The 20,423-nt window shown below is 65.3% G+C and carries 24 protein-coding genes; 13 read left to right on the forward strand and 11 right to left on the reverse strand.

All coding sequences use genetic code 11. From position 1 onward, the window contains the following. On the forward strand, positions 1 to 2,096 hold a 2,096-nt coding region (locus tag CXY91_RS14370; protein ID WP_158673410.1), incomplete at its 5' end, for an efflux RND transporter permease subunit. Here CXY91_RS14370 and CXY91_RS14375 read toward each other — a convergent pair. Further along, a complete protein-coding gene (locus CXY91_RS14375; RefSeq protein ID WP_082365455.1) occupies positions 2,049 to 2,543 on the reverse strand; it encodes a MerR family transcriptional regulator in 495 nt (164 codons plus the stop codon). The genes CXY91_RS14370 and CXY91_RS14375 overlap by 48 nt on opposite strands. A 65-nt stretch (positions 2,544 to 2,608) precedes the next feature. Here CXY91_RS14375 and CXY91_RS14380 point away from each other — a divergent pair, with 65 nt between their 5' ends. Further along, on the forward strand, positions 2,609 to 3,025 hold the full coding sequence (locus CXY91_RS14380) for a mercuric transporter MerT family protein (protein ID WP_054211124.1): 417 nt from the start codon (positions 2,609 to 2,611) through the stop codon (positions 3,023 to 3,025). 5 nt (positions 3,026 to 3,030) lie between these two features. Next, a complete protein-coding gene (locus CXY91_RS30945; RefSeq protein WP_082365457.1) occupies positions 3,031 to 3,294 on the forward strand; it encodes a GDCCVxC domain-containing (seleno)protein in 264 nt (87 codons plus the stop codon). Positions 3,295 to 3,370: 76 nt separating this feature from the next. Here the strand turns inward: CXY91_RS30945 and CXY91_RS14390 are convergent, their stop codons facing one another. From CXY91_RS14390 to CXY91_RS14400, 3 genes are read right to left on the reverse strand one after another with little or no spacing between them, the layout of a single operon-like run. Continuing rightward, positions 3,371 to 4,051 (reverse strand): hypothetical protein, encoded by a 681-nt coding sequence (locus CXY91_RS14390; RefSeq protein WP_054211123.1) that lies wholly within the window; start codon positions 4,049 to 4,051, stop codon positions 3,371 to 3,373. 20 nt (positions 4,052 to 4,071) lie between these two features. After that, positions 4,072 to 4,806: a HupE/UreJ family protein gene (locus CXY91_RS14395; protein ID WP_054211122.1), complete on the reverse strand. Its 735-nt coding sequence runs from the start codon at positions 4,804 to 4,806 to the stop codon at positions 4,072 to 4,074. A 51-nt stretch (positions 4,807 to 4,857) separates the two neighbouring features. Continuing rightward, positions 4,858 to 5,244 (reverse strand): hypothetical protein, encoded by a 387-nt coding sequence (locus CXY91_RS14400; protein ID WP_054211121.1) that lies wholly within the window; start codon positions 5,242 to 5,244, stop codon positions 4,858 to 4,860. A 107-nt stretch (positions 5,245 to 5,351) separates the two neighbouring features. On the opposite strand from CXY91_RS14400, the gene CXY91_RS14405 reads away from it, so the two are divergent. From CXY91_RS14405 to CXY91_RS14420, 4 genes are read left to right on the forward strand one after another with little or no spacing between them, the layout of a single operon-like run. Next, positions 5,352 to 5,630 (forward strand): metal-sensing transcriptional repressor, encoded by a 279-nt coding sequence (locus tag CXY91_RS14405; RefSeq protein WP_054211120.1) that lies wholly within the window; start codon positions 5,352 to 5,354, stop codon positions 5,628 to 5,630. Between the two features lie 10 nt (positions 5,631 to 5,640). Beyond that, positions 5,641 to 6,948 carry an MFS transporter gene (locus tag CXY91_RS14410; protein ID WP_054211119.1) on the forward strand — a complete coding sequence of 436 codons (1,308 nt, stop codon included), beginning with the start codon at positions 5,641 to 5,643 and terminating at the stop codon, positions 6,946 to 6,948. A gap of 11 nt (positions 6,949 to 6,959) precedes the next feature. Next, positions 6,960 to 7,532 (forward strand): Crp/Fnr family transcriptional regulator, encoded by a 573-nt coding sequence (locus CXY91_RS14415; protein ID WP_082365453.1) that lies wholly within the window; start codon positions 6,960 to 6,962, stop codon positions 7,530 to 7,532. A gap of 58 nt (positions 7,533 to 7,590) precedes the next feature. Further along, positions 7,591 to 8,172, forward strand: a complete 582-nt coding sequence (locus tag CXY91_RS14420) for a hypothetical protein (protein ID WP_100962081.1) — start codon at positions 7,591 to 7,593, stop codon at positions 8,170 to 8,172. A 23-nt stretch (positions 8,173 to 8,195) separates the two neighbouring features. On the opposite strand, the gene CXY91_RS14425 is transcribed toward CXY91_RS14420, so the two are convergent. Genes CXY91_RS14425 through CXY91_RS14435 form a run of 3 tightly spaced genes read right to left on the reverse strand, consistent with a single transcriptional unit; the run spans position 8,196 to position 12,466 of the window. Continuing rightward, positions 8,196 to 9,392: an aminotransferase class V-fold PLP-dependent enzyme gene (locus tag CXY91_RS14425; RefSeq protein ID WP_054211117.1), complete on the reverse strand. Its 1,197-nt coding sequence runs from the start codon at positions 9,390 to 9,392 to the stop codon at positions 8,196 to 8,198. A gap of 19 nt (positions 9,393 to 9,411) precedes the next feature. Further along, complete coding sequence (cueR, locus tag CXY91_RS14430; protein WP_082365452.1) at positions 9,412 to 9,897, reverse strand: Cu(I)-responsive transcriptional regulator; 486 nt, start codon at positions 9,895 to 9,897, stop codon at positions 9,412 to 9,414. A 28-nt stretch (positions 9,898 to 9,925) separates the two neighbouring features. Next, positions 9,926 to 12,466 carry a heavy metal translocating P-type ATPase gene (locus CXY91_RS14435; protein WP_052231999.1) on the reverse strand — a complete coding sequence of 847 codons (2,541 nt, stop codon included), beginning with the start codon at positions 12,464 to 12,466 and terminating at the stop codon, positions 9,926 to 9,928. Positions 12,467 to 12,652: 186 nt separating this feature from the next. Between CXY91_RS14435 and CXY91_RS14440 the strand changes: the two genes are divergently transcribed. The 5 genes from CXY91_RS14440 (at position 12,653) to CXY91_RS14460 (ending at position 17,136) form a co-directional block, all read left to right on the forward strand. Beyond that, positions 12,653 to 12,925, forward strand: coding sequence for a heavy-metal-associated domain-containing protein (locus CXY91_RS14440; RefSeq protein WP_054211116.1), 273 nt, complete (start codon positions 12,653 to 12,655; stop codon positions 12,923 to 12,925). Between the two features lie 78 nt (positions 12,926 to 13,003). Then, entirely contained in the window at positions 13,004 to 14,029 is a 1,026-nt protein-coding gene (locus CXY91_RS14445; RefSeq protein WP_054211115.1) for an amino acid ABC transporter substrate-binding protein, read from the forward strand. A 49-nt stretch (positions 14,030 to 14,078) separates the two neighbouring features. Beyond that, positions 14,079 to 15,278 carry an amino acid ABC transporter permease gene (locus CXY91_RS14450; RefSeq protein ID WP_082365451.1) on the forward strand — a complete coding sequence of 400 codons (1,200 nt, stop codon included), beginning with the start codon at positions 14,079 to 14,081 and terminating at the stop codon, positions 15,276 to 15,278. Then, on the forward strand, positions 15,275 to 16,381 hold the full coding sequence (locus CXY91_RS14455; protein ID WP_082365450.1) for an amino acid ABC transporter permease: 1,107 nt from the start codon (positions 15,275 to 15,277) through the stop codon (positions 16,379 to 16,381). The genes CXY91_RS14450 and CXY91_RS14455 overlap by 4 nt, the downstream gene beginning before the upstream one ends. Next, positions 16,378 to 17,136: an amino acid ABC transporter ATP-binding protein gene (locus CXY91_RS14460; protein ID WP_082365449.1), complete on the forward strand. Its 759-nt coding sequence runs from the start codon at positions 16,378 to 16,380 to the stop codon at positions 17,134 to 17,136. Before CXY91_RS14455 ends, CXY91_RS14460 begins: the two co-directional genes overlap by 4 nt. A gap of 207 nt (positions 17,137 to 17,343) precedes the next feature. On the opposite strand, the gene CXY91_RS14465 is transcribed toward CXY91_RS14460, so the two are convergent. The 3 genes from CXY91_RS14465 to CXY91_RS30950 all read right to left on the reverse strand — a co-directional run bounded on the left by CXY91_RS14465 (position 17,344) and on the right by CXY91_RS30950 (position 18,884). Next, on the reverse strand, positions 17,344 to 18,048 hold the full coding sequence (locus CXY91_RS14465) for a glutaredoxin family protein (RefSeq protein ID WP_054211113.1): 705 nt from the start codon (positions 18,046 to 18,048) through the stop codon (positions 17,344 to 17,346). A 63-nt stretch (positions 18,049 to 18,111) separates the two neighbouring features. After that, positions 18,112 to 18,606, reverse strand: coding sequence for a DUF305 domain-containing protein (locus tag CXY91_RS14470; RefSeq protein WP_248307495.1), 495 nt, complete (start codon positions 18,604 to 18,606; stop codon positions 18,112 to 18,114). Next, positions 18,552 to 18,884: a four-helix bundle copper-binding protein gene (locus CXY91_RS30950; protein ID WP_054211111.1), complete on the reverse strand. Its 333-nt coding sequence runs from the start codon at positions 18,882 to 18,884 to the stop codon at positions 18,552 to 18,554. Before CXY91_RS30950 ends, CXY91_RS14470 begins: the two co-directional genes overlap by 55 nt. A 499-nt stretch (positions 18,885 to 19,383) precedes the next feature. Here CXY91_RS30950 and CXY91_RS14480 point away from each other — a divergent pair, with 499 nt between their 5' ends. Continuing rightward, positions 19,384 to 19,980: a DUF930 domain-containing protein gene (locus tag CXY91_RS14480; RefSeq protein WP_158673412.1), complete on the forward strand. Its 597-nt coding sequence runs from the start codon at positions 19,384 to 19,386 to the stop codon at positions 19,978 to 19,980. Positions 19,981 to 20,019: 39 nt separating this feature from the next. Here the strand turns inward: CXY91_RS14480 and CXY91_RS14485 are convergent, their stop codons facing one another. Further along, on the reverse strand, positions 20,020 to 20,421 hold the full coding sequence (locus CXY91_RS14485) for a MerR family transcriptional regulator (protein ID WP_054211109.1): 402 nt from the start codon (positions 20,419 to 20,421) through the stop codon (positions 20,020 to 20,022). Positions 20,422 to 20,423 lie beyond the last annotated feature (2 nt).

The raw sequence follows: 20,423 nt of genomic DNA on the forward strand, positions 1-20,423 counted from the left end.
GCATCCTGATCGCGTTCGCGGCGATGAAGGCGCTGGGGCTGGGCTCCAACATCATGAGTCTGGGCGGCATCGCGATCGCGGTCGGCGCAATGATCGACGCCGCCATCGTGATGATCGAGAACGCTCACAAGCATCTGGAGCGCAGCACCCCGGGCAAGCCGCGCATCGAGATCATCATCGAGGCGGCCAGCGAGGTCGGGCCGGCATTGTTCTTCAGCCTGCTCGTGATCACAGTCTCCTTCCTGCCGATCTTCACGCTGGAGGGCGAGGAGGGCCGGCTGTTCGGGCCGCTCGCCTACACCAAGACCTTCGCGATGGCGGCGGCCGCGTTCCTGTCGGTGACGCTTGTGCCGGCGTTGATGGTCGTGTTCGTGCGAGGCCGGATCATCCCGGAGCGCAAGAACCCGATCAACCGGGCGCTGATCTGGCTCTACCGCCCGCTGATCAGGGGCGTGCTCCGGGCGAGAGTGCTGACGATCCTGCTGGTGCTGGTCGTGCTCGGCGTCAGCGTCTGGCCGGCGCGGCAGCTCGGCTCGGAGTTCATGCCGACGCTGAACGAGGGCACGCTGATGTACATGCCCACGACTCTGCCGGGCATCTCCGTCACCAAGGCGGCCGAGCTGCTCCAGACCCAGAACCAGATCATCCGGTCCTTTCCGGAGGTCGCCTCGGTTTACGGCAAGGCCGGCCGAGCCCAGACCGCGACCGACCCAGCCCCGACCGAGATGTTCGAGACCATCATCCACCTCAAACCCCAGGAGCAATGGCGGGCCGGAGTCACCTCCGACACGCTCAAGGCCGAGATGGACAAGGCGCTGCAGTTCCCCGGGTTCTCCAACGCCTGGACGCAGCCGATCCGCGCCCGCATCGACATGCTGGCGACCGGCATCCGCACCCCGATCGGCATCAAGGTCTTTGGCGACGATCTGACGAAGATGGAAGGCGTCGCGCGCCAGATCGAGACCGTTCTAAAGGCCGTGCCGGGCACCACCAGCGCTTATGCCGAGCGCGTCATCGGGGGGTATTTCCTCGACATCGTGCCCGACCGCATCGCGCTTGGGCGCTACGGGCTCTCGGTCGGCGACGTTCAGGGCGCGGTCACGATGGCGCTGGGCGGCGAGACCGTGACGACGACGGTCGAGGGCCGCGAGCGCTACGGCGTCACCATCCGCTATCCGCGCGATTTGCGCTCAGACCCGCAGGCTATCGCGCGCGAGGTCCAGGTGACGATGCCGTCGGGCGGATCCGTGCCGCTCGGCGAGGTTGCGAAAATCGAGCGCAAGCGCGGTGCGACCACGATCCGCACCGAGAACGGCCAGCTCGCGATCTACATCTTCGTCGATATCGCCGGGCGCGATCTCGGCGGCTATGTCCGCGAGGCGCAAGGAGCGATCGCGAAAGCCGTCCAGCTCCCGGCTGGCTATCGCGTCGCCTGGAGCGGACAGTTCGAATATCTCGAGCGGGCCGAGGCGCGCCTCAAGCTGGTCGTGCCGGTGACGCTCGCGATCATCTTCCTGCTGCTCTACCTGAATTTCCGCAGGCTGACCGAGACGTTCATCGTCATGCTCTCGCTGCCATTCGCGCTGGTCGGCGGCATCTGGCTGCTCTGGTGGCTCGGCTTCAACATGTCGGTCGCCGTTGCGGTCGGCTTCATTGCGCTCGCCGGCGTCGCTGCCGAGACCGGCGTGATCATGCTGATCTATCTCGACCAGGCCCTGAAGGAGGTGCGGGCGCGCTGCGCGGCGGAAGGACGAGCCTTCACCCGCGCCGATCTTCGCGACGCGATCATGCTCGGCGCGGTCGAGCGGCTTCGGCCAAAAATCATGACCGTGATCGCGATCATGGCGGGCCTGCTGCCGATCCTCTGGAACACCGGCACGGGCTCGGAGGTGATGCAGCGCATTGCCACCCCGATGATCGGCGGCATGGTCTCCTCGACCGTGCTGACGCTGTTGGTGATCCCGGCGATCTACGGGCTGGTCAAGGGCTGGGGGCTGCCGGCGGCGGCTGGGCTGTCCGGCCGTCATCCGACGGATGGCGGCGCCAATTCAGGCACGGTCGCCAGTTCGCCGATCGTGTCTGAGCCCGTCCAGTGAGCGATCAAGCGTCTTCAAGGCGGCGTCAGGCGACGACGCTTCGGGTCCGAGCATATCGAGCACGGGACATGGCGCGAGCGGCTCACTGGTGCAGCGCGCGACGGATGCGGCGAGGATACTCTCCAGCCTCGTCAGGTCTGCGAGCTTGCGACGCACCTCGGTGAGGTGCGTCGACGCGATGTCCTTGACCTCCGCGCAGGAGCCATGGCGGGGGTCGTTCAGGATCAGGAGGGCGCGAATCTCGTCGATGCTGAACCCCAGCTCGCGGCCTCGGCGAATGAAGGCCAGCCGCCTGACATGGGCGTCGTCGTAGACGCGATGGCCGCCCGACGTGCGCGGCGGCGCGGGCATCAGCCCGATAGTCTCATAGTAGCGGACCGTCTCGAGATTGACGCCTGCGGCTTGTGCAAGCTGTCCCGCGGCGATGCCTCGCGCCTTTGTGAGCATATGTGGCTTGATCCCGTAGTGGCTACGGGAGGCAGAGTGCCATGGATCGAAACGGAGCACCATTCATGTTCAGCGCGGAACTCGGAAAGTCGAGCACGACGGAGCCTCTCCCGGCGCCATCCACGCGCCTCCTGGCCGGGACGGGCGCGGTCGTTGGGATCGGCGCGCTGGTCGCATCCTCATGCTGCGTGCTGCCGATCGCGCTCGCGGGACTTGGAGCGACGGGGGCGGTCTTCAGCGGCCTTGCCTTCCTGGCCGATATCCGGCCGCTGCTTATTGCCGGCGCTGCGGGTATGCTGGCTCTCGGCTGGGCTTTTTTCTTCTGGCGAAGGCGCAGGCCGAGCTGTGATGGCGACACATGCGCCAAGCCAGGAACATCCCGCCGCACGATCGGACTGCTCGGCTTCGGCTCTCTGGTCGTCGGGCTGGCGCTCGTCTGGTCGCCCTATATCGAGCCGGCCCTGCTCAAGCTGACGCGGTGATCCTCATGCAGCTTGAATCGACTCTGACTTGTCCTCGCTGCGCCCATCAGGCGACTGAGACGATGCCGACGGACGCCTGCTGGTTTTTCTACGAATGCAAGAGCTGCGGAGTACTGCTGCGACCGCTTGAAGGCGATTGCTGCGTGTTCTGCTCTTATGGCGACGTGCCCTGTCCGCCGATTCAGGCCGCCAGCGATGGACAGCCGTCAGCGGCGGGCTGCTGTGCGCCTCGGATCGCGGCGCGAACCGGCTCCGGGGACGGATTTTAGGTCTGCGCCCAAGCGAGCTGTTTTCGGTTCGCGCCTGCCGGCCGACCCGCGTTCTCGCAGGCCGGCTGGAACCTCGTCAGCTCATGCGCTTGATCTCGGCATAGGCGCCTTTGGTGCGCAGGATGATGGTCACCGGCTTCGTGCCGCGGTTGCGCCAGAACCAGCCATGGCCGCCGTCGAATTCGGCGGTCAGCACGCCGGTATCGCCCGCTACCGCGCGGCCGGTCTTGTAGCTCTTCTCCTTGGCGCCGGGGCCGGGCGTGCCGTGCATGTCGTAGTTGACGACACCGTCCTTGACGCTCCACTCGAAGGTGACCTTTGCGCCCTTGACCATGGTGAGCTTGTATTCGGTCCCCTTGGTCGGATCGAGCGTGATCACGGTCTCGTCGGTCTTCTCGGCCTGGGCGAGATCGAGCCGTTCGCCGGCCTGCGCAGGCGAGACGAGGAGCCCGGCCAGCGTGGTCAGCAGGCCGGAGCGCTGGTCCGGGGCCGGCGTCGCGGGGGCCGGTTGAATCGGCGTCGTGGAGAGGTCCTTCAGGCGGTCGGCCTCGGCTTCGGCTGCGAGCTGGGTCTTGATCTCGCCCATCTCGGTCAGCCTGAGCATGCGGCCGACGCCGGTGGGGTCGATCGCGTATTCGGCGGGCAGCACGATGGTCACGAGGATGCCGGCCGCCGCGACGATGGCGATGGCGGTCGAGCGCAGAAGCTGGGCGTTAGTCGGCAGTTCGGCGCGGGTCGGGATGTCGGTGTTGTACATGAGACGTGTGTCCTTGGGGTTCAGGAAACGAAATAGCCGGTGAGCTGGTAGCCGACGAGCACGAAGCCGGCGGTGAGCATCCAGACGTTTGCGGTGTAGGCATGACGCCAGAAGCTGGCCGTGCGCCGCCAGTAGCCCATGACGATCAGGATCATGCCGAGCGCCGTGAGCTGGCCGAGTTCGACGCCGACATTGAAGGCGAGCAGGTTCGGGATGAGCCCGTCCGGGGAGATCTGGTATTCCAGTATTTTGGTCGAGAGACCAAAACCATGGAACAGGCCGAAGATCAGCGTCGCCGCCTTGGTGTTCGGTTGGAAGCCAAGCCAGCGCTGGTAGGCGCCCATGTTGTCGAGCGCCTTGTAGACGACCGACAGCCCGATGATGGCGTCGATGAGGTAGCTGTTGATCCCGACGTTGAAATAGACGCCGAGCAGCATGGTCGTGGAGTGGCCGATCGCGAACAGGCTGACATAGAGCGCGATGTGCTTGAGGCGGTAGAGGAAGAAGATCACCCCGAACAGGAACAGGATGTGGTCGTAGCCCGTCACCATGTGCTTGGCGCCGAGATAGACGAACGGGAGCAGGTTCACCCCCGTGATCTCCTTGATGTAGCCCTTGTCGCCCTCGGCTACGGCGTGGGCCAGCGCCGCATCGATGCCCGGCATAACCAGGACGATCGCCAGTACGAGGGAAAGGAGCAGGCGCAAGGCTGCTTGTCGCAGCAGGCGCCGCCCTCCGGTGGAAGGTGGTTGCATGACTGATCCGATGGTTCGTCGTTGAAGGCTGCCGCGAGCGCGGCGCTGAGTTCAGGCGACGGCGGATCGAGGCGGGCGTTCCAGACCGCCGGGTCGCTCCGAGGCGGATCGCCGATGCTCGTGCCGGATCGGGGTCCGCACGAAGCGCGGCGTGCCGAGCTGGATCAGGCCGACGACATCCGCCGTCTCGTGGACATGGTCGGCGGTATTGTGCCCATGGACATGGCCTGGCAAGCGCTCGTCGGGCTCGCCCTCTTCATGGGCATGGCCGTGCTCGGCGATCGAAGCGGCGAGTTCCGCATGCCGTAAGACCTCGGCCTGCGCGATGGCGTAGGCGTTGTGCCCGGCAGAGACGTGCGCAGCCGAGAGCGTCATGCAGAGCGCCATCGCGAGGGCGATGACGAGGCTGAACCCGGCTCGAAGGCGGCGGCGCGACATGGGCAGAGCGTAGAGCCCTTCTTCTTGACGACAATTTGACCGGAGACGACGAACGACGAGTCACGTGACCGCATTGACGTATCCTACCCAGGAGGATACGGAAAGCCATGTCCGAGAGCCATCTCCACGCGACCCATCCCGCCATCGTCAAGCGGCTGAAGCGGGCCGACGGGCACCTGCGCAAGGTTATCGAGATGATCGAGGCCGGTCGTTCCTGCCTCGACATCGCCCAGCAATTGCAGGCTGTGGAGAGCGCGATCGGGCAGGCCAAGAAGACCCTGATCCAGGACCATCTCGACCACTGCCTCGACGAAGTCGTCGGGCCCTTGCCGCATAAGCAGCGCGAGGTGGTCGACGCCTTCAAGGCCATCGCGAAATACCTTTAGGGCCCACCCCATGCTGGCTATCCTCGCCAACCGGACCTATCGCCACCTCTTTCTCGCGCAGGTCATCGCGCTGGTCGGCACCGGCCTTGCGACGGTCGCGCTAGGTCTTCTCGCGTATGATCTCGCGGGTGCGAATGCGGGCATCGTGCTCGGCACAGCGCTGGCCATCAAGATGATCGCCTATGTCGGCGTCGCGCCGATCGCGTCCGCCTTCGCTGAGTGCCTGCCGCGCCGGAGCATGCTGGTGGGGCTCGATCTCGTTCGCGCGGCCGCGGCGCTGCTGCTGCCTTTCGTCACGGAGATCTGGCAGGTCTATATGCTGATCTTCGTGCTGCAGTCGGCCTCGGCCGCCTTCACGCCGACCTTCCAGGCGACGATTCCCGACATCCTGCCCGATGAGAAGGACTACACCCGGGCACTCTCGCTTTCGCGGCTGGCCTACGATCTGGAGAGCCTGCTGAGCCCGGCGCTAGCGGCGCTGCTGCTGACCGTGATCAGCTTCCACAACCTCTTCGCCGGCACGGTCATCGGCTTCATCGCCTCGGCCGCGCTGGTCGTGTCTGTCATTCTGCCGAACCCGAAGCCCGGCGAGCCGCGTGGCGTCTACGACCGCACCACGCGGGGCCTGCGGATTTACCTCGCGACGCCACGGCTGCGCGGGCTGCTGGCGCTGAGCCTCGCCGTCTCGGCGGCAGGCTCCATGGTCATCGTCAATACGGTGGTTCTGGTTCAGGCGACCTATGGCCTGACGCAGCAGGCGACCGCGCTCGCGCTGGCGATGTTCGGCGCGGGCTCGATGACGGCCGCCTTCGCGCTGCCGCGCCTGCTCGACCGCCTCGACGACCGCAGGCTGATGTTGATTGCCGGCGCTGCGCTTCCGGTCCTATTGATGCTGGGCACGCTGGTTCCCGGCTTTTCCGTCCTGCTGCCGCTCTGGTTCGCGCTCGGCTTCTCCTACAGCCTGACCCAGACGCCGTCGGGTCGCCTTTTGCGGCGCTCTGCCCATCCGGAGGATCGGCCGGCGCTGTTCGCCGCCCAATTCGCCCTCTCGCATGCCTGCTGGCTGATAACCTACCCGGCGGCGGGCTGGCTGGGCGCGACGATCGGCTTGCCCGCGACATTCGTGGCGATGGCGATCATCGCCGGGCTGGCGCTGGCGATCGCCTTGCGTGTCTGGCCGGCGGGGGATCCCGACGAGATCGAACACGAGCATCCCGGCCTCGAAGCCGACCATCCGCATCTGGCGGGTGCGGGCAGGCGGCATCGGCATGCCTTCGTGATCGACCGAAATCATCTTGCCTGGCCGACGCGCGGCTGAGCGGCTTGAGCATGGGCCCGCTATCGGAAATCGTTCCTATTATCCGACATCTCGCCGCAGGCGAGACGCTGTTTGCGGCCGGGGACGAAACGCGCGGCTTCTTTATGGTGCGCACGGGACGCGTCAGGCTCGTGCGCTTCGGCGGCGATGGCCGTGAGACGGCGCTGTTCACCGCTGGGCCGGAAGAGCGCTTCGCCGAGGCCTCACTTTTCGCCGAGCGCTACCATTGCGACGCCATCGCCCTGAGTGAAGCCGTCGTCGCGTGCTTTCCCAAGGCCGCCAGCCTCGCGCTACTGGGCGATGATGCGACCGCACGGCTCGACCTGACGGCCGATCTCGCCCGGCAGGTGATGACGCTCCGCGCGCGGTTGACGGTGCGCGACATCCGCTCGGCGCGCGAGCGGGTGATCGCCTTCCTCGTCGCGGAAGCCAGCGAAGACGGACGCACGGTCGCCTTTGACGGCTCGCTGCGGGACATCGCCGTCGCGATTGGCCTGACGCCCGAGGCGTTCTACCGGACGCTGGCCCGACTTGAGGCGCAGGGGACGATTTCACGGAAGACCGGCCACATTGTCCTGACATGATCTCGATCATGTCGCGATGTCACGATCTCCGGCAGGTTGGGCGCGAAGGAGAACCCCGATGAGCCGCCTCGCCTTGACCACCATACTCGTTTTGATCTCGGCAGGCCTCGCGTCGGCCGCGCCGGCATGGGGGCAGACGCACAGCTCCTATGCCGGCGAGCAGAGCCGGGCGATCAAGGCGCTGTCGCCCAAGGAGTTCGACGATCTCGCGCAAGGCCGCGGCATGGGCCTCGCCAAGGCAGCCGAACTCAACCGCTATCCCGGGCCGATGCACGCGCTCGAGCGTGCGGACCTGCTCAGCCTGTCAAGCCGTCAGCGACAAGCGTTGGAGTCGATCAAGGCGCGGATGAACGTCGAGGCGAAGGCGGTTGGCGGAGAGCTTCTGGGCCTCGAACGCGAACTGGACGCAGGCTTCGCCGCCCGCAAGATCGACGCGCAGCGCCTCAAGGCGCTGACGGAACGGATCGGCGTCAGGCAGGGAGCCCTGAGGGCGGTCCATCTCGTCGCCCATATCGAGACTGCGGCGGTGATGTCGGCGGAGCAGATCGCGCGATACGATCACCTGCGCGGCTATGGCGGCAATCGAATCGCGCCGATGCCGGAGTCAGGGCATGGCGGCCACGGTGCGCCCAAGCACTGACCGTCGATCGACCAAGCTCCGCGTCAACCGCTTGCAATGATGTCGTTCAAGGCGTCCACGAACAGGTCGATCTCATCCTCGGAATTGTAATAGTGCGGCGACACGCGCAGAACGGTCGGGAGATTCCGGGCGCTGGCGTCGAGAAGCGTGCTGTTCGGCTTCGAGACGCTGACGTTGATCGCCCGTTGAGTCAGCTCCGACCGGATCGCTTCCGAGGCAAGACCGCTGACCGCGAAGCTTACGATCGCAGCGCGATCACGTCCGAGATCGTGCAGTGTCACCCGTGGCAAGCGTTCGAGTTCCGCTTTTACATGGTCGGTGAGGTGCAGGCAGCGAGCCCTGATGGCGTCGAGGCCGAGACCGAGCGCGTAATCGACCGCGGCGCCCAGTCCAAGCCTTGCGGCGTAGTTCTTCTCCCATGTCTCGAACCGGCGCGCATCCGGCCTCAGCGCATAGCGGTCGGCGCCAACCCAGGGCGCGCCGAAGTGGTCGATCATCGCCGGTTCGAGTGTCTCGAGCATCGCCCGTCGGACGTAGAGGAACCCCGTGCCGCGCGGACCGCGCAGGAACTTGCGTCCCGTTGCGGCGAGCAGATCGCAACCGATCTCTTCGACATCGATCGGGAGCTGACCGACCGCCTGGCAGGCGTCAAGGAGGTAGGTCACGCCATGACGGCGCGCGATCTTCCCGACCGCAGCAGCAGGATTGATCAGCCCGCCATTTGTAGGGATCCAAGTGATGGCGATGAGCTTGACCCGCTCGTCCATCATCGCTGCGAGAGCATCCGGATCGAGAGCACCCGTCTCGTCGTCGGGCACGACCTCGATCGTGACGCCGGTTCGGCGCGCCATCTGGAGGAAAGCAACATAATTTGCAGCGTACTCGGCGCGAGCGGTCAGGATCCGATCGCCCGCCTGGAAGCGCTGCGCATAGAATGCCATCTGCCATGCGACGGTCGCGTTTTCCGTCAGCGCGATCTCGTCATCGCCGGCATTGATCAGCCTGGCGACGGAGGCATAGACGGCCGAGACGGCCTCTGCCCTCATGTCGGCGGCCTCGTAGCCGCCACGCATCGCTTCAAGATCGAGGTGATCCTTCATGGCCGCGATGACCGGCGCTGGCATGAGGCTGGCGCCGGCGTTGTTGAGATGGATGCGATGAGCGGTGCCGGGTGTGTCCGCGCGCAAGCTGGCGATATCCAGTCGGTTGATCTGATTCACGTGTCGATCGCCTTGCCGGTCAATGCCGGCGGCTGAACGTGTCGCCCTCGTCGCATGTGCAGTCGGCGTGTGTTTTCGCCTTGCCGCGCTTTTTCTCAGCAGGCGGTTGGCGGGCGTCGGGAAGCGCGAGATCGGCCAGGATCGGGCATTCGGGCCGGTCGTCGCCGTGGCAGGTCTGGGCCAGATGCCGGAGCGTCCGTGACATGGCCTGAAGCTCGTCGATCTTGGTCTCTAGATCGCGGACATGCTTCATCGCGAACGTCTTCACGTCGGCGCTGGCCCGGCTCTTGTCGCGCCACAGCGCCAGAAGTTCGCGGGCCTCCTCGATCGAGAAGCCCAGCGTGCGGGCCCGCTTGATGAAGCGAAGCTCGTGGATCTCCTCGGCCGTGTAGACCCGGTACCCAGCCTGGGTGCGGATTGGCGGCTCGATCAGGCCGATGCTCTCGTAGTAGCGGATCATCTTCGCGGTGACGCCCGATGCCGTCGCCGCCTGGCCGATGTTCATGTCGATAGCTCCTGGTTCTGCAACAGATTCATTCGGCGGGCGCGAGCTGCGCCGGGCGGGAGGGCTCCGGTTCGACCCGGGCCCGCCGGCCGAAGCGCTTCAGCCGCAGCGCATTCGCCAGCACGCTGACGCTGGAGAGCGCCATGGCGAGGCCGGCGAACATCGGCGACATCAGCACGCCGAAGGCCGGATACAGCGCACCGGCTGCAACGGGGATGAGCACGACGTTGTATCCGAAGGCCCAGACGAGGTTCTGGCGGATGTTGGCGATCGTGGCCTGCGACAGCGCGATGGCCGTGGCGACGCCGGAGAGATCGCCGGACATGAGCACGACGTCGGCGCTCTCGATCGCGATGTCAGTGCCGGTGCCGATCGCGATGCCGACATCGGCCTGCGCCAGCGCCGGCGCATCGTTGATCCCGTCACCGACGAAGGCGACGCGGACACCGCCGACCTGCAGCAACTTGACTACCTCGGCCTTGCCGGTGGGCAGCACCTCGGCCACGACCTCGTCGATTCCAAGCCGGGCCGCGATCGCCTTGGCCGTGCGCTCGTTGTCGCCGGTGATCATGACGACGCGCAGGCCGAGGCCATGCAGCGCGGCGATGGCGGCGGGCGTCGTCTCCTTCACGGGATCAGCGACCGCGATGATGGCCGCGAGCCGGCCGTCGATCGCAGCAAAGAGCGGCGTCTTGCCGGCGTCGCCAAGTTGCGCGGCCTGCTTGGCGAAGGGCGAAAGATCGAGACCAAGACGACGCATCAGCCGATCGGCGCCGACCTCGACGCGACGGCCATCGACACGCGCCGCCGCCCCGAATCCGGGCTCGCTGGAGAAGTCCGTCGGCTCGGCCAGCATCAGTCCGCGCTGCCTCGCACCGGCGACGATCGCCTCGGCCACGGGATGCTCCGAGAGGGTTTCAACCGTGGCCACGAGGCGCAGCACCTCGTCCTCCGCGAACCCGTCCGTCACCGCGATGTCGGTCAGTTCCGGCCGGCCCTTCGTCAGCGTGCCCGTCTTGTCGAGCGCGATGACCTTTGAGTCCTTGAGGCTCTGCAGCGCTTGCCCCTGCCGAAACAGGATGCCGAGCTCGGCGCCCTTGCCGGTGCCGACCATGATCGAGGTCGGCGTCGCCAGGCCCATCGCGCATGGGCAGGCGATGATCAGCACGGCGACAGCGTTAACGAGCGCGTAGGACAGCGCCGGGCTCGGGCCGAAGATCAGCCAGATCGCGAAGGTGAGCAGAGAAAGCCCGATCACGGCGGGCACGAACCACATCGTCACCCTGTCAACGACCGCCTGGATCGGCAGCTTTGCGCCCTGCGCCGCCTCGACGGTCGCGACGATCTGCGCGAGCAAAGTGTCGGCCCCGACCTTGCGAGCGCTGAAGCGGAACGAGCCCGTGCCGTTGACCGTCCCGCCGGTGACGGCAGAGCCAGCCTGCTTGCGGGCCGGGATCGGCTCGCCGGTGATCATCGCCTCGTCGACATAAGACGATCCGGAGACGACCTCGCCATCGACGGGGATGCGTTCGCCCGGCCGCACGATGACGACGTCGCCGACGATCACCGTCTCGATAGCCACGTCGGCCTCGCTGCCGTCGCGCAGCACGCGCGCCGTCTTGGCCTGGAGCGACATCAGCCGGCGGATCGCCTCGCTCGTCGAACCCTTGGCGCGCGCCTCGATCCAGCGCCCGATCAGGATCAGGGTCACGATCACCGCGCTCGCCTCGAAATAGGTGTATTCGGTCCCGTCCGGCAACAGGCCGGGCATGAAGGTCGCTACGCTCGAATAGAGGAAGGCCGCGGTCGTGCCGAGCGCCACCAGCGAGTTCATGTCCGGAGCGCCACGCAGCAGCGCCGGCCACCCCTTGCGGATGAAGCGCTGGCCGGGCACCGCCATCACGAAGCCGGCGAGCAGGAACGACAGCACCTTGATGTTGAACTCGCCGATCCGGCCGGCAAGAAAATGGTGCAGCGTCTCGGACATGTGCATGCCCATCTCGAAGACGAGCAGCGGCAGGGTGGCGATCGCCGCCAGGACGACGTCACGGCGCAACCCCGAGAGTTCGGTTTCCCGGGCCTGACGTTCGCGGTCGGCTGTATCGACCGCATTCCGGATCGGTTCGGCCTCGTAGCCGGCGGCGGAGACTGCCTCGACGAGCGAGGGCGCCATCTCCGGCCCGCCCAGCACGCGCACGGATGCACGCGAGGTCGCCAGATTGACGGCTGCGTCGAGGACGCCTGGCACCGCCTTGAGCGCACGCTCGACTCGCCCGACGCAGGAGGCGCAGGTCATGCCGGAGACACTCAACTCGACGACGCTCTCCCTCGGCTCGTAGCCCACCTTGCGGATGGCCGCGTCAATGGCCGCCGTCTCGACCCTGCCGGACGAGAGGGCGACGTGCGCCCGCTGCGTCGCCAGGTTCACCGAGACGCCACCGACGCCCTCGACCCCTGCGATCGCCCGCTCCACGCGGCCGACGCATGAGGCGCAGCTCATTCCTTCGACAGGAAAATCCAACTGAATGCCGTGTGAGGCCGGGTTTCTGGCCATCGTTGCAGTCGACATGACGTGTCTCCGAACTGTGATGGCAAGGGATATGGTGCTTCCCATAATGGTAAGGTCAAGCGCTATCGGAGCGTTCGAAGAAAAATTCTTCGGACGCGCCGAGGCGGCGAAAAAAGCCTCTTGACCTTACCACTGTGGAAAGCCGCAGCCTCCTTCTCACCCGCACATCAACAGGAGGCTTCAGCCATGTGCTCGTGCCAGCAACATTCCAATTCCACATCCGAAACCGTCGCTACCCCATCGGCAAGCGGGCTCAATTTCCGCGTAGACGACATGACCTGCGGCCATTGCGCCGGCACGATCAAGAAGGCGATCGAGACGACCCTGCCTGGCACGACCGTCGATGCCGATCCGGCCTCCAAGCTCGTGAACGTGACGGGCTTCGGCGACTATGCCGCCATCAAGGCGATCGTGACCGACGCTGGCTACACGCCAAGCGCCGCGCCCGTCGCAGCCTGAGTGAAATCCGGGGGCAGAAAGCGGCACGAGGTCGTCTGACCTACGCAAGCCGCTCGTCCCGCAACAGAGGGGATTGTCATGAAGAGCATCATTCTGGCCGCGCTTGCTCTTGCCGGCGCGGCCGCCCTCCCGGCGGAAGCTGCCGAGGGCGACACCGTCAAGGCCATCAGGGCGCGGGGCGAGCTGCTCTGCGGCGTCTCGACCGGCGTCTCGACAGGCATGTCGACACTGGACAACCAAGGCAACTGGAAGGGTATGGAGGTTGAATTCTGCCGGGGCCTGGCTGCTGCGATCCTCGGTGACGCCAGCAAGGTGAAGTTCGTCCCACTCGAATTCCGGGTCGCCTTCACGACGCTGCAGTCCGGCGCCGCCGACATCCTGGCGCGCACGGCGACATGGAGCTACTCGCGCGACGCCTCGCTCAACCTCGATTGGGCCGGCGTCTACATGTATGACGGCCAGGGTTTCATGGTCGCGAAGAAGCTCGGCGCCAAGAGCGGCAAGGACCTGAACGGCGCGTCGATCTGCGTCTCGGCCGGCACGACGTCGGAGCTGAACCTCGCCGACTACTTCCGCTCCAACGGCATGAAGTACACCGTCATCACCGGTTCGACGCGTGAACAGAACCAGCAGAGTCTGGAGTCGGGCCGGTGCGACGCCTATTCCAACGAGCGCGGCGGCCTTGCGGCGAGCCGAACGGCGATGAAGAACCCCGATGACTGGGTGATCCTGCCGGACGTCTTCTCGAAGGAGCCGCTCGGGCCGACGCTCCGGCAGGATGACGCGCGCTTCCGCGACATCGTGGCCTGGACCCTCAACATCATCATCGCCGCCGAGGAATTCGGCGTGACGAAGGCGAATGTCGCCGAGCAGGCGGCGAGTTCGACCAACCCGGAAGTCCAGCGCATGCTCGGCAAGACGGGCGAATTCGGCAAGATGCTCGGGATGGAGCAGGACTGGGCCGTCAAGGTCATCGCGGCAACGGGCAATTATGGCGAGCTCTACGAGCGCAACCTCGGGTCGGGCAGCCCGATCAAGCTCGATCGCGGCCTGAACTCGCTCTGGAGCAAGGGGGGGCTGCTCTACAGCCCGCCTTTCCGGTGAACGAGGTGCGGCGGCTCAGCCCGCCGCACCGCCTCCTGGAGCATCGGTCATGACATCGACCGGGTTGAGTACGCCACAGATCGCGGCACGACCGGTGACGCTCGGTCGAAATCTTACGGGTCGGCAGCGCCGCCATATCCTCTACCAAGCCGCGTTCCTGCTCGTGCTTTGCGCCTTGCTGTGGCTTGCCTGGCGCAACGTGGAGGCCAACCTCGCCGTGCGCAAGCTCGCGCTCGGCTTCTCCTTCCTGCGGCAGGAGGCCGGCTTCGGCATTTCCTTCAGCATCATCCCATATGCGGAAACCGACACCTACCTGCGGGTTTTCGTGGTCGGCCTGTCGAACACGCTCCTCATTGCCTTGCTCGGCATCATCGCGGCGACGCTTCTCGGCTTCGCGATCGGCATCGCGCGCCTCTCGCCGAACTGGGCGGTGGCGAAGGCTGCACTTGTCTATATCGAGACCGTCCGCAACCTGCCCCTGCTTCTGCATGTCCTGATCTGGTACAACGTCGTGATCCGGTCGCTGCCGCCCTCCCGGCAGGCCGTCAACCTGCTCGACGCCGTCTTCCTTAGCAACCGCGGCATCTTTGTCCCGTCGTTGGAGACGAGCCTGGGTTGGGAGACGCTCGCGCTGTTGGTAGGCGGAGCGGTTGCCGCGATCGCAGGCATCCTTCGCCGCGCCCGACGCCGGCGCGAGGAGACCGGACAGCCGACGCGTGTGGCGATCCCGATCGTCTTTATCTTGGCCGGCGCACTGCTCCTTGTCGCTGGATGGGGCCAACTCCGCGTGAGTTGGCCGGCGCTGCAGGGGTTCAACTTTTCCGGCGGCATGGCGCTGTCGCCGGAGCTCTCGGCGCTGGTCGTGGCGCTGGCCGTTTACAACGCCTCCTTCATCGCGGAACTGGTACGCGGTTCGATCGAGGCCATCGGCAAGGGTCAACGCGAGGCGGCCGCGGCGCTGGGGCTCGATCGCGGCAGGATCTTGAAGCTGGTGATCATCCCGCAGGCGATGCGCGTGCTCGTCCCGCCGCTGACGAACCAGTATCTGCATCTCGTCAAGGCGTCGTCGCTGGCGACCGTCATCGGCTATCCGGACCTCGTCAACGTCTTCGTCGGCACGAGCCTTAACCAGACCGGGCGGGCGATCGAGATCATGGCGATGACAATGGCCGTGTACCTCGTGCTCAGTCTGGCGATCACGGGACTAAGCAACCTGCAGTCCCGCCGCCTGAGGCTCGTCGAGCGATGACTGCCGTGGTCAACTCGAGCCGCGTCGAGCGGAGCCCGGCTATTGCGCAATTGAGAAGGCGTCTCGCCTGGGCGCGCGCCAATCTGTTCGCTCGGCCGATCGACGTGCTGCTGACCTCAACGATCGCCGCAGCCGCTGTCGCGCTGCTCTGGGCGATCGTCCCGTGGGCATTCATCGACGCGGTCTGGGTCGGCGAGAACCGCGCCGCCTGCCGACCGGACGCCGCCTGTTGGGCCTTCATCGTCAACCGGGGCGGTCAATTTCTCTACGGCTTCTATCCCCAGCCGGAGCGCTGGCGCGTGAACGCCGTATTTTTGATCTTCGCAGTATCGGTCTTCTTGCTGCTGCGGCGCGACACCCCAGGCAAGCGGGTCGTTGCCTTCTTTCTCCTCCTTGTGTTCCCCATCCTGGGCTATGTCCTGCTCCACGGCGGCGTGGCGGGGCTGTCGCGTGTGACGACCGATAAATGGGGCGGGCTTTCGCTAACGCTTCTTCTCGGCGTCGCCGGAATCGTCGTGTCGTTCCCAATCGCGATCGTGCTGGCGCTGGGTCGGCAGAGCGAAATGCCGCTGTTTCGATGGGCGAGCATCGCCTACATCGAGATCTGCCGCGGACTGCCGCTCATCGCCGTGCTGTTCATGGCGCGGATCCTCCTACCTTACGCCTTTCCGGTTGGCTCCGAGTTCGATCCCCTCGCGCTCGCGGTCACCGGCATCATCCTGTTCGAAAGCGCCTATCTCGCGGAAGTGTTCCGAGGAGGCTTCCAAGCGATCCCGAAGGGTCAGGCCGAAGCGGCCGCCGCGATCGGGTTCGGCTACTGGCGGACCGCGATCTACGTCACGCTGCCGCAGATGTTGCGCGTCGTGGTTCCCGGCGTCGTCAACAACGCTATCGCGCTGGTGAAGAACACGACGTTGGTCGTGATTCTGGGGCTCTTCGAGGTCCTGAACATCGTCGCTGCCGGCGCCGCCGATCCCGACTGGCTGGGGCTCCACGCGGAGGGCTACGTCTTCGTCGGGCTGGTCTTCTGGGGGCTCTGTTTCGCCATGTCGCGCTACAGTCAGAGCCTCGAACGCGAGCTCAAGGCGGCGGAACGGTCATGATGTCATCGTCCAGCCGCCCGATTCTCGAGGTCTCCGGGCTCAACAAGTGGTTCGGCGCCATGCACGCTCTGCGTGACGTCGATCTGACCGTCGGGGCCGGAGAGCGCATCGTGGTCTGCGGTCCGTCCGGTTCGGGCAAGTCAACGATGGTCCGATGCATCAATGCCCTTGAACGCTACCAGAAGGGTCTGATCCGATTGGAAGGGGAGGCTATCAACCCCGATTGCGATAGCGTCCTCGGGGCGAGGCGCGCGATCGGGATGGTTTTCCAGGCGTTCAACCTCTTTCCGCATCTCAGCATCCTCGACAACATCACGCTCGGCCCGCGCAAGCTGCTCCGGTTGTCGAGGCCTGACGCCGAGAGCGCGGCGATGATCCTGCTCTCCCAGGTCCGGATGGAGGATCAGGCGCGCAAGATGCCATCGCAGCTCTCGGGCGGACAGCAGCAGCGGGCCGCGATCGCGCGCGCATTGGCCATGAACCCCAAGCTGATGCTGTTCGACGAGCCGACCTCGGCCTTGGACCCCGAAATGGTCAAGGAGGTTCTCGATGTCATGACGGCCTTGGCGGAAGCCGGGACGACGATGATCTGCGTGACCCACGAGATGGGCTTCGCCAAGGCGGTTGCGGACCGGATCGTGTTCATGGACCAAGGTAAGATCGTCGAGACCGCTGATCCCACTGCGTTCTTTGCCGGCGACTGCTGCGATCGGGCACGGAGCTTTGTTGGCACCACCACCTCCGGTCAGGCCTAGCGTTATCGTCGTGATCTGATCGGGATTCAAAGCAGATGAGCAAGAAACTTTATCGACTTTCAATGCCGGTCGGTGCGCAAAAAAGTCCGCGAAAGCGGAAGGTCAACAAGACGATTCTGAGGGGATCTCTAGCTAGTTTCAAGAAACTTATCTTGTTTATGTCGTTAGCAACAATAGTATTTATTATCTTAACAAATAGATGAATATCTAGCGCATGCCGAAGCTCATCCAGGCCGCCATGGCGACCATCATGAGATTCTCGGTCAACGACACGAAGCCGAGTGGAACCCTGCTACTTCCTCCGACGCACGCGCATTTGATCTGGCGACGGTCGATATAGACCGCCTTTATTACAGACGCAGCGCCAACCGTGCCGATGAAGGCCGCGACTGGGATGGAGAGCCAGGTTAGCGCGCCGGCGATCATCAGGACGCCCGCCGTCAGCTCGGCGTACGGATAGACATAGGAGTAAGGCACCCAGCGCCGCGCCAGAAGGTCGTAGCCGAGGAACATGGTCGAGAAGCTCTCGACGTCCTGAAGCTTGAGCAGCGCCAGGATGCACATGCTGAAAGCGATGAACCACTCCAGCGAGTGCAAATCGAGAAGACGACCCGAGCTAGCCCAGTTGGCCGCGAGCGCCATCAGTGCCGCGACGGCAAAGACCCAGATGACGGGCGTATAGCTGGTCGCCCCGGGATCGGCGACGCTCAGCCCAAAGAAGCGACGCAGATCGTCGTAGCCGCCGACGCGTTGTCCGTCGATGAAGGTCTGCGGCGTGGTCTTGACGTCGTGCTCAAGCTTGAAGGCGTCGGTCTCAGCCCTCGAGGTCAGCCAGCGATCTTCGACGGTGTAGCCGCGGCGGCTCAGCAGGTCCCGCGCTTTCAGCCCGAACGGGCATTCGTGCTCCGGCATGACGATCCGGTGGATGGTGGCGCGAGGTTTATCGGTTGTCACCGCCACGACTTCACCGCGGCGCTACTTGCCCTTGGTCTTCAGCCAGGTGTCGATCGTCGCAATCTCTTTCTCTTGAGCAGCCACGATCTCCTCCGCCAGCTTCTTGGCCTCGGGATCCTTCCCGTTCACCAGCTCCACCTTGGCCATGTCGATCGCGGCCTGATGATGGCCTTTCATCTGCTTCATGAAGTCGACATCCGCGTCGCCGGTATAGGCCGGCATCCCGCTCATCATCGTCATCATCGACTGCTTGTAGCCCTTGGTAGCCGCCGAATCGGAGTTCATCGGCATCATCATCTTCATGTGCGTAGCAGTGTCCATCGCCGGTTTGGAGGCCGGTTGCTGCGCACATGCCGCAGAGATGGCGAATGCGGATGAAAGAACGATAAGGCTGATCCGGATCATGATGCTGGTATCCTTGTCTGGACGGGATGGCTGAGTTGATGGGTCCGAGGCGGCGACTAGGCCGCCATTGTCCGGCAGCTTTCGGCGCAGGCGCGGCAGGCCCGGACGCAAGCGTCCATATCCCCGAGACGCCCGCATTCGGCGGCGCAGTCCGCGCAGATGTCGGCACACTCGGCGCAGAGATGCTTATGGTGCGGCGATCCGATCAGCATCACATGCGCGGTGGCGCGGCAGGTCTCGGAGCAGGCGAGCATAAGCTTGATGTGTTCGGGGCAGGCGTGCGCGCCGCCGACCTCAAGGCAGTGCCCTGTGCTCATGCCGAGACAGGTCTGATAGCAGCTTAGGCAGGCGTCAATGCAAGCCTGCATTCTGGGATCAAGGTGATGCATGGATATCTCCCAAGCGGTTCGAACCGGCGCTGGTCCTTGCGAAGGAGACGCCGGTCGGTGGGCAACGTTCCCGCCTGCAACAATCGGTAACAAATGCTCGGGTCTGATCGGGTGCTCTGCCCCCTTGGCCTACTCAGTCGGACCACGGCCAGTTGCCGTTCTGCCAGCCGAAGGTTGACTGAAGGCGACGGAGCGGCGGCTTCTCCCACGTTGCGAGTATCAAGGTGCGAGCACGCTGAAAGACAGCCCGCCCTTCCGACTTGACCCTGTAGCGAGTTCAGGGTGCATCCTGGCGATTGTATGTGTCCCACTCAAGCGCCGCATGAGCGCGCTCTGAAAGTCGGAGCAGTTGTCGGGCCCTGTGCCGCCGGGCTGCTCCACGAGGAGCCCATCTCTGATCCGCTCCAAGACGAAGTCGGTCCGACCGCCAGGGACCAGGCAGTACCGTGTCGTCCTGCTGTCGGCGCTCGTTCATGCGTTGCTGTTGGCCGCCGTCGGGATGAGCGCCCGTCGCGACGTCTCCGCCATGCGCGAGGAGGTGACGGTCGAGCTGGTCACTGAGATCCCGAGGCCGCGCGAGGACGTGCCGCCCAGCTCCCCGCGGATCGAACGGGCTCCCGCCGCGCCCGTCGAACTTGAGGCGAAACGACACGAACCCGACGCCGGGCGCCAGCCCACGCCCGGTCCCCAGGAAAACGAACCGCCCCGGCAGGCGCTGCGATCCAGGTCGATCTTGTCCGACCCGCGCAGCAAGCAGGCACGGGAAGTCCTGGGCCGAACGGAGCCGTTCGAGCGCGCGACCCAGATCTGCAACCTTGAGGTGATGGCTCAGATCAATGGTCGCGAGAGGTCGCAGCGGGCGGATTTCGTGAATGCCGAGGCGACGGCGCCGGTTCAAATCCGCGATTCCGACATCGAGGCGGCTGGCGCGGCCTATCGAAGCCGCGACAAGTGGTTTCGGCTCCGGTTCACCTGCAAACTGAATCGTGCAGGCGACGAGGTCGTCGATATCCGGTTCACGCCCGGCGCGCCGATACCGCGCCGCGACTGGGAAAAATACTCGCTTATGATCGACGATCACCCGATGCATGATTGATCGAACGACGCCTCGCAACTGCTTGCCTTTGGATCATCCTCACGGCGTGAGGGCGCCGATGACCCGGCAGTCGGAGACGATCCCGCAACCGCACTGCTCGATCATGCGGTTCAGATCGTGCCTCAGCGCCTGAAGATCGGCGATTTTCCGCTCGACCTCGATCAGATGCGCTTTCGCGATCACGTCGACGGCAGCGCAGGGGCCGGCGCGATCATCGGACAGCTCCAGCAGCACCCTGACCTGATCGAGCGGGAAGCCCAGCGAGCGGGCGCGGCGGATGAATCTCAGGCGATCGAGGTGGCTTGCCTCATAGGCGCGGTAGTTTCCGCCGGTCCTCGCCGGCTCCGGCAGGAGGCCAGATTTTTCGTAGAACCGGATCGTCTCGACCTTCGTTCCGGTGTCCCGGGCGAGGTGGCCGATGGTCAAGGCCTTGGCTTGCATGA

The organism is Allobosea sp. FBZP-16 (assembly GCF_002831785.1).
Taxonomy (GTDB): Bacteria; Pseudomonadota; Alphaproteobacteria; order Rhizobiales; family Beijerinckiaceae; genus Allobosea; species Allobosea lupini.